Below are 17,029 nucleotides of genomic sequence, written 5' to 3' on the forward strand. Positions count from 1 at the left end.
TACTACTTGGACTGTTATTTAAAATTCTTCATAAACGGCTGGATCTTGGTTTTTCATTCTCCCATCTTTTTTAGTTAATTGAGCCATAGCGATCATATCTGCTTCAGTTAACGAAAAGTCAAAGATTGAGATATTTTCAAGTTGTCGCTCTCGATTTGCAGACTTAGGTATTGCGATAGAGCCAAGCTGATAATGCCAACGAAGAATGATTTGTGAAGGTGATTTCTTATATTCAGCTGCAAGGTTTAAAAGAGTCTCTTCCTGAAAAAGGGCATTCGCTCGACTCAGGGGGCTCCATGATTGTGTTTGAACCTCATTTTTTAGATGCCATTCTCTTTGCTCTTTTTGATTAAAATAAGGATGTAACTCAATTTGATTAAGACTTGGTTTGACGCCTGTTTCTTGTTCGAGACGCTCAATGTGCTCAGGTAGGAAGTTACAAACACCGATGGAACGAATAAGGCCAGATTTTTTTAAATCAATGAGTGCTTGCCAAGCTTCTACATATTTATTTTGTTTTGGATTTGGCCAATGAATTAAATATAAATCATAATAATTAAGCCCAGCCCTGTACAATGATTCTTGTACGGTCGTAACAGCAAGATCATATTCTTGATAACGACCTGGTAGCTTTGAAGTAATAAATAGTTCTTCTCGCATAAGATGGGTGCGTCGAACGGCTTCGCCAACGGTGCCTTCATTTTCATAATTATAGGCTGAATCAAGCAAACGATAACCGGCTTCAAGCCCTGTTAAAATGGATTCAACTCCGCTATTTCCTTTTAAATTATATGTTCCTAATCCAACTGCAGGTATTTCAAGTCCATCATTTAATTTAAAAGTTGGAACGCTATTTGCCATGTTCAACACTCCTATCTTTTTAATGCTATGATTTTATCATAATTTTCAATTTAATAGAAAGTAAACAGCTTGGCACTTCTGTATCCCTTGGCATCTTCATCACCTCTTAAACTTGATATCTAGGATGATTCCCTTTATGTATGGCGTGAAAACTTTATGTTTTTTGAAAAGAAAATAATAAATTTCCCAACACTTTTACCTCATCATCCGTTATCTATATGAAAGCTGATAAACTAAAGGCAAAAGAACTGGTATGGGGAGAAGATAAAATGATGGAAGTATACGAACAATTGAAGGAGGATTTAAAGCGTTTTGCCTATTCCATAGCCAGTCATGAACAGGAAGGGAACGATTTGATTCAAGATGCTCTTGAAAAAGCATTAGCTCAAGAAGAGTTGGTTGATTGGCCCATACACAAACAAAAGGCTTGGTTTTACCGTGTTATGAAAAATCGATTAATTGATGACAGGCGAAAAAGAAAAAGAGAAACGGAATGGGAAGATGGATTTGAACCTGCTTTTTCGACTGTTGGGATTACTCATTTAGAGATGGTTGATTTATTAAAAAGATTGCCTAGAAATGAAAGTGATATTGTATTTAAACGATATTGGCTTGGGTTAACAAGTACAGAAATCGCTAAACAATTAGGAAAGCCGCCTGCAACAGTTCGGTATCAGCTAGCAAAAGCCATCCAAACATTAAGAGGTTACTTTGAGGAGGAATTATAATGGGACAAATCATTGGAAACATAGGTTTACTGAATATTGTCAATGCAACAGAGGAGAGTATTAATGGAATTGAGAGAGTGTCTAATGTCGGAATGATTCTTTATTCATCCGAAACAGCGAAATATGTTTCAAAACTTAATATTGGTAATCTAGGAGGCTCTATCTTAGTAGATGGAGAAATTAAGTATTCTAGTGGAATGTTTGATTTAGATGCCAGTTATTTAGAAAATATAAAAGAACCTGTAACGGTGATTGTAAGTGGTGCCTTAATAGTGCGTGACGATGTAACGATGGAGATGTTGAGAGAATGTAGGAGCTCATTTGTTGTAAGTGGTGCGATTTACACTCCAAGTAAGTTAAAAGGAGCCGTACAGAGCGTCATTACGAAGCTATCCGGTGCTGTTTTTGAATATAAAGGAAGTCGGCCTATTCCACATGTCGGAAAATTAAACCTTACGAATGCTTATTTACAGTCTTTGAGTGAAAATGAAACCTTGATTGTTAGCGGAAAATTAACCTTAGATAAACAGTTAGATTTAGATTTATTCAATGAAAAAATCGATCGAATCGATATTACAGGAGTTGCCTATGTTTTAGAAAATCAGGAAATGGATTTCTCTAAAAAAGCAATGGTGATAGGAAAGACGATCGTTATCCCATCTGACTATCAATTAATGACAAAGGAGCTACGTTTAAACAATCGTTCGATCAAACGATTTAAGCAGCAATCCATCTTGGCGACAAAACCACTTATATTAGATAAAGATGTTACGAGAGATGCATTTATTTCTGCTTTTGATTCGATTGATTCTAGCTCCTATATCATTTGTCATCAAGAAATTGAGGATCTCGTTTATGAAAGACTTAAACAATTTGAAACAGAAGTTTATGTTTTTGGAGAGGAAATAAGAATGATTGGCGACGAAATTTGGAGTGAAGAAGATTTTCAGTTTCTAGAGCCGAGTACAACCTTAATCGTAACGGACAGTTGGAAAATAGAAGGAGATTTAAATGATTTTACGTTACTTGATTCGATTTCAAAGATTGAATTATTAGGAGATATCGAAATTTCGACCTCAAAGCTTAAAGCTCATTTACAGAAGAAAATCAATACATTTAAAGGTGAGATAAGAGAACCCCAAAAAGAAAGTGATGATAAGATTCTTGATAATATTGGTGAATTAACTCTATAAAGGATGGATGAATATGTGGATTCAATCAATTGAATTAGCTAAGTTACATGCCGAAGAGTTAAGGAAAGAAGCAAAAGAAGATAGGCTGTTACAAATGATTCAATCAAATTCAAACCGTCTAGATACGTTGTGGGATATTCCAGGTTATTCCAGGTTATTTGCCTCTTACGGGATCTCGATTGTAGGTCAATGGTTTGATATGCTTGCTGTGATGATTATCTTCGGATACATTTGGCAAGTGTTGGATTTGGCTCGATTGTAACGATGATCATTTTAAATCGATTTAAACATTTTAACGAAAAAATTATTTTGGTTGGTGTATCGATTTTACTTATCGGGATTGCTTTTGGCGGTTTTGGTTTCTTACCTTATAATTCCTTAGTTATTATCCCTGTTTTGTTGGGATTGGTAGCAGGGGTTGGTGGAGGAATCTCGATGATTATTTCAAATTATACGATTCAAACAGAACCTCATGAAAAGGAAGTTAGTCGAATTGCTGGGATCTTTCAATCCATGCTTAGTATGACCGTGTTTGTTTCCCCTGCATTAGGAACTCTGCTCATTCAAATGACGAGTGTACAGACGGCTTTTATCGTGAGTGGAGGTTTGCTCGTAATCTCTGCTTGTCTGGCCTTTTATTTAAATAAATCGAAGCAACCAAAATCAGAAAAACTTATTGAAAAAGCCGTATAAATGAATGGAAAAATGCACTACTCAAATTGGGTAGTGTATATTTTTTGGTTGAAATTTATTCCATAGAGGCTATCTCTTTCTTATTATTGTAAGTAGGGTTTTAGGAACACCTTATCGAACTATATTTTAGGAACAAAGCCTATTTACATCAAAAATAAAGGAGTGATCACGTTGCACGTAAGGCAAGCGGTTTTAGAAGATGCAAAGGGAATTGCAAAAGTCCATGTTGACAGTTGGCGTTCTACTTATGCAGGAATTATTCCAGATGTTTTTTTGGATACACTTTCCTATGAACAGCGTGAAAGAAGATGGGAACAAATAATGCTTAGTGAGATGGTCTATGTCGCAGAAAATAATGTCGGTACCATTGTTGGATTTGCAAATGGTGGCAGGGAAAGAAGTGGCAAGTATCATGGATATACGGGGGAACTTTATTCTATGTACGTGTTAGAAGAGTTTCAAAAATTCGGGCTAGGGCGTGAATTAATACGTCATGTGTGCCATTCATTAAAGGTGCAAGAAATGTATTCCATGATTACACTTGTCCTTGCTGAAAACGATTCTCGACATTTTTATAAAAAATTAGGAGCAGAAGAAATTGATTGTGTACAAATCGAAATTGCGGGAAAAAAATTAGATGAAATCGTCTATGGGTGGGAAGATATAAAAATATTTGAACAAGTAGAGTGACTGAAAAATGGACGGGAACCTAAGAACATGATACTATTTTTTGTAAAACTTGCCTCAGAGAATGGAGTAAGAATATTGAAACCAAAAATAAGTGATGTTGCCAAAGTTGCAGGAGTTTCTCCTACAACTGTTTCAAGAGTACTAAATAATCGTGGCTATTTAAGTGAAAAAACAAAAAAGCTTGTTCACCGTGCGATGGAGGAACTAGATTATGTTCCAAATGATTTAGCGCGTTCTTTATATAATCAACGCACGAATTTGATTGGTCTTATAGTCCCAACCACGAGCAATCCCTTTTTTGGAGAGCTTGCTTTTCATTTGGAAAATATATGTGATTCCAAAGGTTTTAAAGTGATGATCTGTAATAGTTCAAATCGTGAAGATAAAGAAATGAAGTATTGGGACATGTTATTGAGAAACCAAGTGGATGGAATGATTGTTGTTTCTTATAATCGCGGAGTGTTTAATGAACGAAAATTAAGTCACCCAGTTGTGGCGATTGACCATTATTTATCTGAACAGATTCCGGTTGTCGGCTCAGATAATTATGCAGGAGGTGAAGCAGCTACAACTTTGTTACTTGAAAAAGGTTGTAAGGAGATCATTCATCTACATGGACCGACTTCGTTAAATACCCCTGCCAATTTACGAAAAAAAGCGTATGAGGAAGTAATGTTTAAAAATGGGATTAGTCCAAAAACATTAGAAGTGAATGAGGTTTTAAATAAACAAAATCAACAACGTGTCATTGAGCAATTGTTTAATACATATCCAAATGTAGATGGCGTATTTGCAAGTGATGATATGTTAGCGGCATCTGTTATACGTGAGGCCCGTCTTCGAAATATTGAAATTCCAAACGAGTTAAAAGTGGTTGGTTACGATGGAACAGAAGCTTTGCAAACGTTTTTACCACAATTAACAACCGTGCAACAGCCGATTGAACAAATAGCTGAAACGGCAATATTCAAATTAATAGAAATGATCGAGGAAAAGGACCAAAGTGAGTTAAGCTCTGAGACGAGGCTCCCAATTACGATAAAAATGGGGGAAACGACTTAAGACAGTATCCTTTAACTTGCCAGTAACTAAACTAAGTTGCTGGCTTTTTTGTTTGGCAAGAATAGTCGTATAGTATGTATCAAATGAGAAGATTAGTAGAAATAGTCATGAAAATGGGGAGAGTGGTAAATTGCGGTTCGAATCAGAGGAGATAGGTAATGAAAAAATTGAAATGACCAAATTAGAGTGCGATTAAGTACAGTTAAAGTAATTTCCGCCTCAAATTAGATTTTATGGGGCGCTTGAAAAGGACTTTTTATGTCATTCGATTGACATATGAAACCGTTTAACATAAACTAGCTCTAAAATAGAATAGGTAGATTATGAGAAGAAGAGAAACAGCATTAAATGGGAGAGCAGGAAGGGGTTGTTTTATTGTGATTAAGCGAAGACTGTTAGTAGTGTTTGGATTGGCTATTTTATTGTTAAGTTTAGTTGGTTACCAAATTTTAAATGGAGGTGCAGCAAATGTGAAAATAGAACATGAGGCACAAAGTGATTATTATACAGAAACTTATCGTCCTCAATTTCATTTTTCAACTCCAGTAGGTAATTTAGCGGATCCAAATGGCTTAATTTTTTTTGAGGGAGAATATCATCTTTTTCACCAAAAAAATGGAATGTGGGCACATGCCAGTAGTCCAGATTTAGTACATTGGGAGCACATGGATATTGCTTTAGACCATGATATTTTAGGTCAAGCCTTATCCGGTAGTGCTGTCATTGATTGGAATGATACGACTGGTTTTTTTGATGGAAAAGCTGGGATGGTTGCGATATACACAAGTACAGCTGGTGGTGAGGCACAAGGCATTGCTTACAGCAAAGATAATGGGCGAACGTGGGAGCGTTATGAAGGGAATCCGGTTATTGAAAATCCTGGGATAAAGGATTTCCGCGATCCGAAAGTATTTTGGCATGATGAATCAGCAAAGTGGGTTATGGTCGTCTCAACAGATAAAAGTGTTACGTTTTATAACTCAGATAATTTAATCGATTGGGAATATCAGAGCGAATTTGGTGAAGGTCATGGTTCACATGTTGCGGTTTGGGAATGCCCAGATTTATTTCGTTTACCTGTTGATGGGGATGAAGAAAATCAAAAATGGGTACTCCATGTTAGTGTAGGTGATAACGAGGAGACGAATGGTTCGACGGCTCAATATTTTATTGGAGAATTTGATGGTACTCAATTTATTCATGAACAAGATCCAGAAACGGTTCTTATTACCGACTTTGGACAAGATTTTTATGCCGCCCAAAGCTTTTCAGGTATTCCAGATAAAGATGGTCGCCATATTTGGCTAGGGTGGATGGCGAATTGGAGATATCCTTATCAATCACCGACCGACCCTTGGATAGGCTCGATGTCGATTCCACGTCAGCTTTCTTTAAAAACAATGGAAAATGGACTCATTCAACTCGTTCAAGAACCAATTAAAGAATTAGAATCATTAAGAGCTTCTGAATTTCAATTAGAACCTTTTGATATATTAGATGAACATTTACTTGAATTTCAAGGCACTACTTATGAATTTGAAACGATCATGGAGTGGGATGATTTAGATGAGTTTGGAATTCGTTTAAGACAAGGGCATAATGAAGAAACGGTTATAGGAATAAATTTAAGGGATGAAAAAGTCTTCCTCGATCGGACGAATTCAGGGTTAAGTGAATTGACGGATCGAAATGGCGAGTTGTTTTCGTTTGGGGCAAGATTTGAACAAGATTACGATATTGGCCGTGGCGAAATAAAAATTCATGGTTTTGTAGATGAATCATCCGTAGAAATTTTTATCAATGATGGTGAACAGGTATTTACGAATTTAATTTATACGACTCCGACCAATCAAAATATTGAATTGTATACAAAAGGAGGAGAAGTTCATGTGAGTGAATGGAGTTCCTATCACCTGAAATCTGTTTGGAGAGAGAGGCCAGATGATGGAGAAATGGAACGTCTTGTTTTAAGCAATGAACATTTGGAAATTGCACTTAATGGAACGGCATTTGTAGATGCTTTAATTAAACCTGACTGGTTAGAGATGGAAGCCGATGAATTAAATTGGATAGTTGAAGATCCTGATCTTTTAGAAGTGATAACGGAAAACGGGGAAAAATGGCTTAAAGCAAAAGCAGTTGGTTCAACTTCCATTCGAGTGACTGATTCCAAGGAGCAGGTGGAAAGTCGAATGACGATTCGAGTGGTTGAGTAAAAAACGAGAAATAAAAAGGTGCTCCGCCCAATCATTTTGGGCGGTTCACTAATCATTGGTTCTCTGACCTTTTTCAAAAGAGAGCTTGTTGTTGTTGTATATTTTCCTGTACATTAATGAAAGGGTTTTCTTTTGAATGTTTGGAGGCGGAACAGGTGTTTTTTTCATTAAGAAATCGATTATTTCTTATTTTTACCGGACTGTTAACGGTGCCTTTTGTTATTTTATCGATTGTCGTGCCATCTTGGTTTATGACAGTGATTAAAAATCAAACAGAGGATTTAACGTTTGAAATGTTGGAACAATATGCTCTCTATGTAGATTCTGTCACGACACAAGCGGAGGATTTAGGGAAACAAATTTTAATTAATCAAACGACACAGGATTGGTTACGAGCTGAACGTGATAGTGGCTCTGATGATTCAGATACACGATTATTAAGAAACGAGCTTAGAGCCCTTTTAACTTCGATTATTATTAATAATTCTCATGGAATGTCAGTAACGGTTGTGTTAGAGGACGGAAAAGGAATATGGGTTGAGCATGAATCAGAAGAGATTGAGTGGTTGCAAGAGGGAATTAGAAAAGATATGTTTATTGGCTATCATTATGATGTCGATCAACCTGGTCTAGAGATGCGTGATGAACCAGTGAATAGTTATATATTGCCTTTATTTGATCTTCATACATTTATAACAAGTGGTGTTATCAAAGTAAATTTTCCTACTCGCTTATTAGAAGACGCCATTCAGCAAGTGAGGATCGGTGAAAATGGTCAGGCCTATTTAGTTAATACAAAGGGTGAAAGCTTACTTCCTATAGATAGAAAGCTTCCAAAACATATGACGCCGAACATTATGAACCAATTAAATCAAATGAACTCAAGTCAAGGTCTAGTGGAAGTGGAACGGGAAGGGGATGAAGTCTTTTTATTTTTCAAAAAGCTACCCGTAGGAGATTGGGTGCTCATAAGTGAGGTAAAAGAAACGGATTTATTTAAAGAAGTGAATCAACTTCAAAGAAACTTATTTATCGTTAGCGGACTTTTATTTATTGTCACGATTGTTGCCTCCTATTTATTATCATCAACGATTGTTAGTCCATTAGGGAAACTAGCGGGTGCGATGAAATTTATCGAAAAAGGAGATTTTATTGGGGCACAAAAATATATGCCGACGATTCAGACTAAAAACAATGAAGTTGCTTATTTAATTGATGTTTTTGATCATACTGTCAATGAATTGAAGCGATTAATTGACACAGAGTATGAAGCAAATATTCGTAGGAAAGGAGCGGAATATAAAGCTCTTTTGTTACAAATTAATCCTCATTTTATGAATAATACACTCGAGATTATCGGTGGTCTATCGGCTCAAGGAAAAAATGAAGAGGTTATTAATGTTAGTAGCTATTTAGGGAAGATGATGAGGTATTCACTAGATACAAAAAGTATTGTTGTCACTTTAGGGGAAGAAATGAACTATATCCGTAGTTATACAAAAATTTTAATGCTTCGATATGAGGAGCAATTGTTGGTTACTATTGATGAGGACCCTCACACAAAAGAGGTTCCTATTCTGAGGTTTATTCTCCAGCCTTTAGTAGAAAATGCGGTTAAATATAGTTTTATTGAAAAGAATCAAGCAGAAATTTTTATTCAAACAAAGCGTTCTAATGATAAGCTCTTAATTACCGTTGAAGATAAAGGGATCGGAATGAAACAAGAGTTAGTGGAAGCTATGACTCAACTTGAGAGCGGGTATCAGTCCGTGAGTGTGCTGGAGACAAAAGGCCAAAGTATTGGGCTGAGGAATGTTTTAGAACGGTTAAAATTATATTACGGTCAACACTTTGCTTATGAAATTGTGTCAGAAGAAGGGCATGGTACGACAATTACTTTGGAGATTACTTTAACAAGGGGGGATAGGGATGAACGTTTTACTCGTTGATGATGAGGTTCAAATTAGAAAAGGCTTAAAAATGAAGGTCGATTGGCGAAAACAAGGCTTTGAAATTATTGCAGAAGCTTCTAATGGGAAAGAAGCTTTGGAACAACTCAAATGTGTTCAGATTGATTTAATTATTACCGATATGAGAATGCCGATGATGGATGGGGTAGAATTGGCTCGAATTTGTCACGAAACCTACCCGGAGATCAAAGTAGTTGTCTTATCTGGTTATTCTGATTTTGAATATGTTAAGACATCGATGAAGGCAGGGGTACGTGACTATTTGTTAAAACCTGTTGCTCCAGATGAATTAGTAGAAGTGCTCCAGATGATCGCGAAGGAAATAAAAGAAGAAAAAGAGAAGCTACAGCAATATGAAAGTATCAATCGTCTCGCTCATTCACATTTACAAGAAGTACAGGATCAATACCTTCTGTACCTTGTGAAAGACGAATGGTTACAAACCAATCTAATAAAAGAGCGATTGAGACATTTGCATTTAGAAGAAATAACGACATCCTCTTTTCAGTTTTTAACGGTTGAATTACGTGATGCCCGGGGCAGAGAAGAACGTGCGAACGAACTTTGGTACCCCTTTCAGTTAGTTTGTAAAGAATTGGCCCATGAAGTAAACGGGGTTTATTCTTTTATTAACCCTAGTTATCGGAACATCGTTCATTTTCTTGTGCTAGTGAATGAGCAAGACAGCATAAATCTAGAGTCAGTCATTCAACGAATCCAAAAATCGGTTAATCAGTTGTTAAAGCTGGAAACAGCAGTGGGGATTGGTCACCGAGGTGAAGGATTGGAACAATTTAAATCAAGTTATATTTCAAGTGTGCTTGCTTGGAGTCAAAGTCAATTTGAAGCCCCATCCCAGGTCATTCATGCTACTAAAATTGAGAAGGAAATTGTTGATGTATCAGCCGATTTTGAGAAAAAATTAATTAATTCAATTGAAGCATTGAATGTTGAGGCTTTCCAAAAAAACCTCGACCATCTCTTTACGAAGTCGTCAAAACATTCGATTTGGTCTTTTTCGTTTATTGCCAATCGTACTTTATTTTTATTGGGCTCGATAGCGAAAAAATATGATATTGAATCTCAAGAAATAAAAAACTTACTTTGGAATTGCCAACAAAGGATATGGGAGTTGAATGCGAGACAAAAGGTAATGGATTATTTGATGACGCTTGCCCAAGAAATTATCGATAAAATCCGTTCGGCTAGGTATTCCAACGGTAGAGTCATTGTCGAAAGTGTCAGACAATATATGGACGAGCATTATGGTTCAGAAATTACATTAAGCAGTTTATCAGAAATGTTTCATATAAATAGTGCTTATTTATCAGAGCTTTTTAAAAATCAAGTCGGTGAAAACTTTAGTGATTATTTAACAAAAGTAAGGATGGAAAAAGCCCAAACCTTTCTTAAAGAGAGACAGTTAAAAATTATTGATGTGGCGAACTTAGTTGGCTTTTCTAATTCTGGATACTTTAGCACGGTTTTTAAAAAGTATTTTCAACAAACTCCTGTTGAATTTCGTCAAGCTAATGAACAGCGGGGATAAGGAGGGGTATTATGAAAAAGAGCTTTTTCACTCTTGTCTTTATTTTAATCATAATAATGGGTCTGCTGTCTGTCATGTTTTATTTTAAGGGAGAAAAAGAGCATTCACGAGATCGGGATGAGGTTGCGGAGGACATTCAAATTCATTTTTGGAGAAACTACGGAAATGATTTAGAGAATCAAGCCTTTATGGAACTCATCAACCATTTTGAACGATTAAATCCTGGTATAAAAGTGAAAATGCGTTCTATCCCATACAGTGATTATGAAATTCTTATTCGAACTGAGTTTGCAGCAGGAACCCCCCCAGATGTTTTGATGATAGATAGTCCTAATTTGGCTTTATATGCGAAAACAGGGGTGCTTAACCCGTTAACTTCCTTTATCGACGAGTCTTCATTAAACGATTTTCCTGATTCTACGATAGAAGGATTAATGTATGAAAATGAACCATACTTAATGCCGATCACAGAATCAGGACTAGCGTTGTTTTATAACATTCCTTTATTTAAAGAGGCTGGTTTATCTTTACCGAAAAAAGACCCTCATGAGCCATTAACGTGGGAAGAAGTTCGAGAAATGGCCATTGAAATTTCTCGAATCGGAGAAGAGGTGGATGGTTTGGATCCAGCTCAAGGCTTTGCAAGTGGAGAGGCCGCTGCCTATTTTAAAATGCCAATATTATGGCAATTTGGAGCGGAAATTCTCAGTCCAGATGGAACGACTTCAAATGGATATTTAAATTCGGCTGAAGCAATTGAAGCCTTAACATTTTATCAAAATTTATATCACGAGGATGGGGTGGCCTCGATAGAGATGACAACTGGATCATTTGAGAAGAACCTATTAGGGTTAACGGTTCTTGGTTCTTGGGCAGTTGCCGATTTTCAAAATCATTATGAGCTAGAACTCGATGTTGATTTCGGAGTTGCTCCGTTACCAAAAGCTAAAATACAGGCTGTGCCTAATGGTGGCTGGGCGCTAGCACTGTCAAGTGAATCGAATCATTCTGAAGAAGCGTGGGCATTTATTGAATTTTTATCAAGTTATGCAGGAATGAAGAAATATGTAGAGATAACTGGTGACATTCCCGCTCGAATTTCGGTGGCCGAAGATATTCCTGAATTGAATCAATATCCGATGAATATATTCGTTGAACAAGCCCATCATTATTCAAAAAGTAGACCGGTTACTCCTGTTTATCCTGTTGTGAGTGAGGAGATTCGTACTTTATTTGAAGAAATTGGAATAGGTGGAAAAGATGTAAAGAAGTCGGTTCAAAAGGCGGTCGAAACGATCGATGCAGCCCTTGAACCGAACTAGTTAAAGGCGAATCCAAATATATTAAATGTTGCGATCCAAATATATTTAACTCCGAATCGATATTATTTTGATAAAGTGAAATAGAGTTAGCAAACATTCCATTGCTGCCGTTTTTAACTCAAAACCATCTTTAAAAAGCAAAGGGGATTTGAATATGTTTGAAATGACCCGTTGGTATATGCGACTTGGGAATTGGGCTTTTAATTTAGTTTTATTAAATATATTATGGTTTGTCTTTTCCGCTTTAGGTTTATTTATATTTGGATTGTTTCCAGCAACCGCGGCGATGTTTGCAGTCTTAAGACATATGATGACAGAGGATGAAGACGTTTCCGTTACGAGGTTGTTTTGGCAAAAATATAAACAGGAGTTTTGGAAGGGGAATTTATTAGGATACCTCATTCTATTAGGGGCTCTCCTATTATTGTTGAATTTAAGAGCTTTACAGCAGTTTGAACCAGGCTTTTTCCGGACCGTGTTTGCTAGTGTAACCGTCCTATTAAGTTTTTTATTTCTGTTAATGTCTTTATATATTTATCCGATTTTTGTTCACTTTAAATTGGGCTTTTGGCACTATCCAAAATACGCATTTATTATGATGATTGCTAAGCCTTTACAAACCATCATCATGGTTGTTGGGGTAATCACCATTTCTTTTTTCTATTTAAAGTTCCCTGTATTTATAATTATTTTCGGGATTAGTTTATTTTCATTTGTTTTAATGAGAGTCACTTTAATCTCATTACCAAAAGAAGAGCTAGTTACAGCTGAATAGTGATGAAAGGCATATGGAGAATTCAATTCTTTGTATGCTTTTTTAGTAGGTTCATGTATTAGGCCGTGGAGTCTGAAGCAAGCCGAACAGTTAAAACAAAAGAGTCCGAAAAGCCATCTAGCATCACACATTACGCGAAATGACTTCTATTACTAAAAATGGTTTCGTTTTTAGTTTTCCCATATCAGCAGTTTGCGAACTTCCCTTTGTCTGTTATGTTAAAGATTTTTGTAATCGATTTCAAAGTGCCAAAGATTTTAGAACGCCGTTACCGAAGATATTGAAATATTATCAGACAAATTGTTGGTATCTTTAAACTAGAAACAAAAGATAACGATTTCATAAGGAGTTATCAAACAAAAGCTGTTCCAAGGGGGGATGAATATGGGGAAAAGTTCAACACATGCGACTCAGACGAGAGACCTTTCCAATCAATTGAAACCTAATAAAAAGAAACAAAATCCTTTTGAATATATAAGAAAAAATTGGATTCTGTATGTGTTCTTAGCACCAGCCGTTCTATTAGTTTTACTTTTTAATTATATCCCGATGTATGGTGTCACCATTGCCTTTAAAGATTTTAGTCCAACAAGAGGGATTGCAGGAAGTCCGTGGGTCGGCTTTGAACATTTTGTTAGCTTTTTACAGTCACCTAATTTTCATCAAATTTTTATGAATACGATCAAGCTTAGTGCTTTTGAGTTGTTAATAGGCTTTCCAGTCCCAATTATTTTGGCATTGATGTTAAATCAAGTGCGTCGAGCAGGAATAAAGAAAAATATTCAACTAATTGTATATGCACCTCATTTTATTTCCGTTGTTGTTATTGCGGGGATGCTGTTTATCTTTTTATCGCCGGCAGGCCCATTAAATGCGGTTTTATCTATTTTTACGGATCGACCGATTTCATTCATGTCAGACCCTGAGTACTTCAGAACGATTTTTATTGCATCAGGTATTTGGCAAGGAGCAGGGTTCGCTTCGATTATTTATGTAGCGGCGTTGTCTAATACGGATCCGCAGTTACATGATGCGGCAACGATTGACGGAGCTTCGTTGCTACAAAGAATTTGGAATATTGATATTCAAGTATTAAAACCAACAATGGCTGTTCTCTTTATTTTAGCTGTTGGAGGCATTATGGGGGTAGGGTTTGAAAAAGCGTACCTTTTACAAACCGATATGAACTTACCAGCATCAGAAATTATTGATACGTATGTATATAAGCGAGGTTTACAAGCAGGAGATTGGTCCTTTGGTGCTGCAGTTGGCTTGTTTAACTCGATTATTAGTCTCTGTTTGCTGATTACGGTTAACTTTGTTGTTAAGAAATTTAACGGAGAAACTCTTTATTAGAAAGGGGGAATTCTGAATGAACAAGGAACAAAAAGAATCTAAAAAAGAGCAAAAAAAACGGAAACAAGCTGCTGAACTGCAAAAAAATAGATTAATTAATAATTCAAAGACCGATCGCTTTATTCTATTTATCAATAAATTCATCTTACTGCTCGTCGTACTTATCGTCACGATTCCTCTCTTTTATGTATTACTAGGATCGTTTCAACAACCTTCTGTTTTAGCGACGAGGGGGCTTTCGTTTAATCCGGAGCATTGGACGCTTGACGGGTATCGGCGGATTTTTAATGACGGATCGATTATGCGAGGATTTGCCAATTCCATGCTTTATGCCGGTGGATTTACGGTTGTATCAGTAGGTTTGACGATATTAGCTGGCTACTCCTTATCTGTTGATGGATTTGTTGGTAAAAAGTTTTTTATGATTTTCTTTCTCTTTACGATGTTCTTTAATGGTGGAATGATCCCGACGTATTTATTAGTGCGTGAACTAGGCTTAATCAATACACCGTGGGCGATTATTTTACCTGGTGCGATTGGAGTATGGAATATTATCCTCGCTAGAACGTACTTTAAAGGTTTACCAAATGAGCTGAAAGAAGCGGCACGAATTGATGGGGCTTCAGATTTTAAGATCTTCTTGAAGATCATTTTGCCATTATCAAAACCAATTATTTTTGTGCTTGCTCTCTATGCCTTTATTGGTCAGTGGAATGCGTATTTCCAAGCAATGATTTATTTGGAAGACCGCTCTTTATATCCGTTGCAACTCGTTTTACGAGAAATCTTAATCCAAAACGAAGTGCAACCAGGAATGATAGCCGATCAATTGGCTAGAGCGGAGATGCAACGAATTGCTGAGATGATTAAATACTCATCCATTGTGATTTCTAGTTTGCCTTTACTAATTATGTATCCATTTTTCCAAAAGTACTTTGAAAAAGGGGTCATGGTTGGTTCATTAAAATAAATAAGAAAATAGAAGGGTGAGGGGACATTTTGAGAAAAATAGTAAAAGCAATGTCGGCATTGGTCGTAAGTACAGCTGTATTGGTTGGCTGTGGCAACAGTGAAAACAGTTGGTCAGAGGATTATGGTTTGGCGGATATTGAATTTCCATTAGAGGAGCAAGTGACACTGAAGTTTTTAACTTCAAGTTCACCGCTTGCACCAGCCGATCCGAATGAAAAGTTAATTTATGAAAGATTAGAAGAAAAAACAAATGTACACATTGAATGGAGAAACTTTGTAGGTGAAGCATTTGGAGAACGTCGTAACCTTGCAATGTCTAGTGGGGAAATGCCAGATGCGATTATTAATTCGGAGTATAGTGATTATGAATTATTAAATTTAGCAGAAGATGAAGCGATTATTCCGCTGAATGATTTAATTGATAATTATATGCCTAATTTACAAAAGGTATTAGAGGATGCCCCTCAATACCGTTCGATGATGACCGCACCTGATGGAAACATTTACGCGTTTCCTTGGATTGAAGAATTAGGTGAGGGAAGAGAAAGTATTCATTCAGTTGATAATTTTCCTTGGATTAATGTTGAATGGTTGGAAGAACTAGGTTTAGAAATGCCAACGACAACAGATGAATTAAAAGAGGTGTTAATTGCTTTTAAAGAGAACGACCCAGCTGGTAATGGGCAAACAATCCCAATGTCCTTTATCATTAATGATGGTGGGCAAGACCTTGGTTTTCTTTTTGGCTCTTTCGGTTTAGGTGATACATGGGATCGTACGGTTGTGACAAATGACGGTGAAGTCAAATTAACGGCCGCAGATGAAGGGTATAAAGAAGCGATTAATTTTATGAATGAATTATATGAGGAAGGTCTTTTAGACATTGAAGGTTTTGAACAAGATTGGCCAACATATGTGGCCAAAGGGCAAGAAGGGCGTTACGGATTATATTTTACTTGGGATAAAGCGAATATTTCTGGAATGAATGATACGTATGATTTAATGCCACCATTATATGGTCCAGATGGACATAAAAATGTAGCGAGAAATAATGGTATGGGCTTTGACCGTTCTCGTATGGTCATTACAAGTGCTAACCAAAATTTAGAATTAACAGCGAGATGGATTGACCAATTATATGACCCACATCAGTCTGTACAAAACAACTGGGGAACATATGGTGATGAAACACAACAAAACATTTTTGAGTTTGACGAAAGTGCTCAAATGCTTAAACATTTAGATTTAGAAGGAACAGCTCCAGTAGAATTACGTGAACGTACTAATATTGGTGGGCCGTTAGCGATCTTAGATAGCTATTATGGAGATGTTACAACAATGCCTGATGATGCGGCATGGAGACTTGATTTAATGAGAGAAGTCATGGTGCCACATATGTCAGCTGACCATATTTATCCGCGTGTATTTTTTGATTTGGATGAATTAAGAAGGCTTTCACAAATCGAGGCGGACTTCTATCCGTACATTAATCGTAAACGTGCAGAGTGGATTACGAATGGAAAAATTGAAGAAGAGTGGGATGATTATTTAGAAGAACTTGAGCGCTTAAGTTATTCTGAATGGTTGGAAATTAAACAAGCAGGATTTGATCGTTCTGTAGAATAAATGGGAGGGTTTTAAA

15 protein-coding genes are annotated in these 17,029 nt (G+C 36.5%); 14 read left to right on the plus strand and 1 reads right to left on the minus strand.

The annotated features are described in order from the left end of the window. Positions 1-18 precede the first annotated feature (18 nt). A complete protein-coding gene (locus tag AA0017_RS01325) occupies positions 19-861 on the minus strand; it encodes an aldo/keto reductase (protein WP_413378773.1) in 843 nt (280 codons plus the stop codon). A 269-nt stretch (positions 862-1,130) separates the two neighbouring features. On the opposite strand from AA0017_RS01325, the gene AA0017_RS01330 reads away from it, so the two are divergent. The 14 genes from AA0017_RS01330 to AA0017_RS01395 all read left to right on the plus strand — a co-directional run bounded on the left by AA0017_RS01330 (position 1,131) and on the right by AA0017_RS01395 (position 17,013). Beyond that, entirely contained in the window at positions 1,131-1,589 is a 459-nt protein-coding gene (locus AA0017_RS01330; RefSeq protein WP_413378775.1) for an RNA polymerase sigma factor, read from the plus strand. Beyond that, positions 1,589-2,782, plus strand: coding sequence for a hypothetical protein (locus tag AA0017_RS01335; protein WP_413378776.1), 1,194 nt, complete (start codon positions 1,589-1,591; stop codon positions 2,780-2,782). Before AA0017_RS01330 ends, AA0017_RS01335 begins: the two co-directional genes overlap by 1 nt. A 13-nt stretch (positions 2,783-2,795) precedes the next feature. Beyond that, positions 2,796-3,044 (plus strand): hypothetical protein, encoded by a 249-nt coding sequence (locus tag AA0017_RS01340; protein ID WP_413378778.1) that lies wholly within the window; start codon positions 2,796-2,798, stop codon positions 3,042-3,044. Continuing rightward, positions 3,014-3,475: an MFS transporter gene (locus AA0017_RS01345; RefSeq protein WP_413378780.1), complete on the plus strand. Its 462-nt coding sequence runs from the start codon at positions 3,014-3,016 to the stop codon at positions 3,473-3,475. The genes AA0017_RS01340 and AA0017_RS01345 overlap by 31 nt, the downstream gene beginning before the upstream one ends. A 162-nt stretch (positions 3,476-3,637) precedes the next feature. Next, positions 3,638-4,165: an N-acetyltransferase family protein gene (locus AA0017_RS01350; RefSeq protein ID WP_413378782.1), complete on the plus strand. Its 528-nt coding sequence runs from the start codon at positions 3,638-3,640 to the stop codon at positions 4,163-4,165. Positions 4,166-4,240: 75 nt separating this feature from the next. Next, on the plus strand, positions 4,241-5,227 hold the full coding sequence (locus AA0017_RS01355; RefSeq protein WP_413378785.1) for a LacI family DNA-binding transcriptional regulator: 987 nt from the start codon (positions 4,241-4,243) through the stop codon (positions 5,225-5,227). A gap of 377 nt (positions 5,228-5,604) precedes the next feature. After that, complete coding sequence (locus tag AA0017_RS01360; RefSeq protein WP_413378787.1) at positions 5,605-7,443, plus strand: glycoside hydrolase family 32 protein; 1,839 nt, start codon at positions 5,605-5,607, stop codon at positions 7,441-7,443. Between the two features lie 155 nt (positions 7,444-7,598). Then, complete coding sequence (locus AA0017_RS01365; RefSeq protein WP_413378789.1) at positions 7,599-9,392, plus strand: cache domain-containing sensor histidine kinase; 1,794 nt, start codon at positions 7,599-7,601, stop codon at positions 9,390-9,392. Beyond that, entirely contained in the window at positions 9,373-10,962 is a 1,590-nt protein-coding gene (locus AA0017_RS01370) for a response regulator transcription factor (protein WP_413378791.1), read from the plus strand. Before AA0017_RS01365 ends, AA0017_RS01370 begins: the two co-directional genes overlap by 20 nt. 11 nt (positions 10,963-10,973) lie before the next feature. After that, a complete protein-coding gene (locus tag AA0017_RS01375) occupies positions 10,974-12,284 on the plus strand; it encodes an ABC transporter substrate-binding protein (RefSeq protein ID WP_413378793.1) in 1,311 nt (436 codons plus the stop codon). Positions 12,285-12,438: 154 nt separating this feature from the next. Then, the gene (locus tag AA0017_RS01380; RefSeq protein WP_413378795.1) at positions 12,439-13,059 is read left to right on the plus strand and encodes a YesL family protein; all 621 of its coding nucleotides are present in this window, start codon (positions 12,439-12,441) and stop codon (positions 13,057-13,059) included. Positions 13,060-13,443: 384 nt separating this feature from the next. Further along, positions 13,444-14,415 carry an ABC transporter permease gene (locus tag AA0017_RS01385; RefSeq protein WP_413378797.1) on the plus strand — a complete coding sequence of 324 codons (972 nt, stop codon included), beginning with the start codon at positions 13,444-13,446 and terminating at the stop codon, positions 14,413-14,415. 16 nt (positions 14,416-14,431) lie between these two features. After that, the gene (locus AA0017_RS01390) at positions 14,432-15,385 is read left to right on the plus strand and encodes a carbohydrate ABC transporter permease (protein WP_413378799.1); all 954 of its coding nucleotides are present in this window, start codon (positions 14,432-14,434) and stop codon (positions 15,383-15,385) included. 29 nt (positions 15,386-15,414) lie between these two features. Continuing rightward, a complete protein-coding gene (locus tag AA0017_RS01395; protein ID WP_413378801.1) occupies positions 15,415-17,013 on the plus strand; it encodes an extracellular solute-binding protein in 1,599 nt (532 codons plus the stop codon). The last annotated feature ends 16 nt before the right edge of the window (positions 17,014-17,029 follow it).

It is taken from the genome of Alkalihalobacillus phoenicis (genome assembly GCF_047302405.1).
Classification (GTDB): Bacteria; Bacillota; Bacilli; order Bacillales; family Bacillaceae_D; genus Alkalihalobacillus.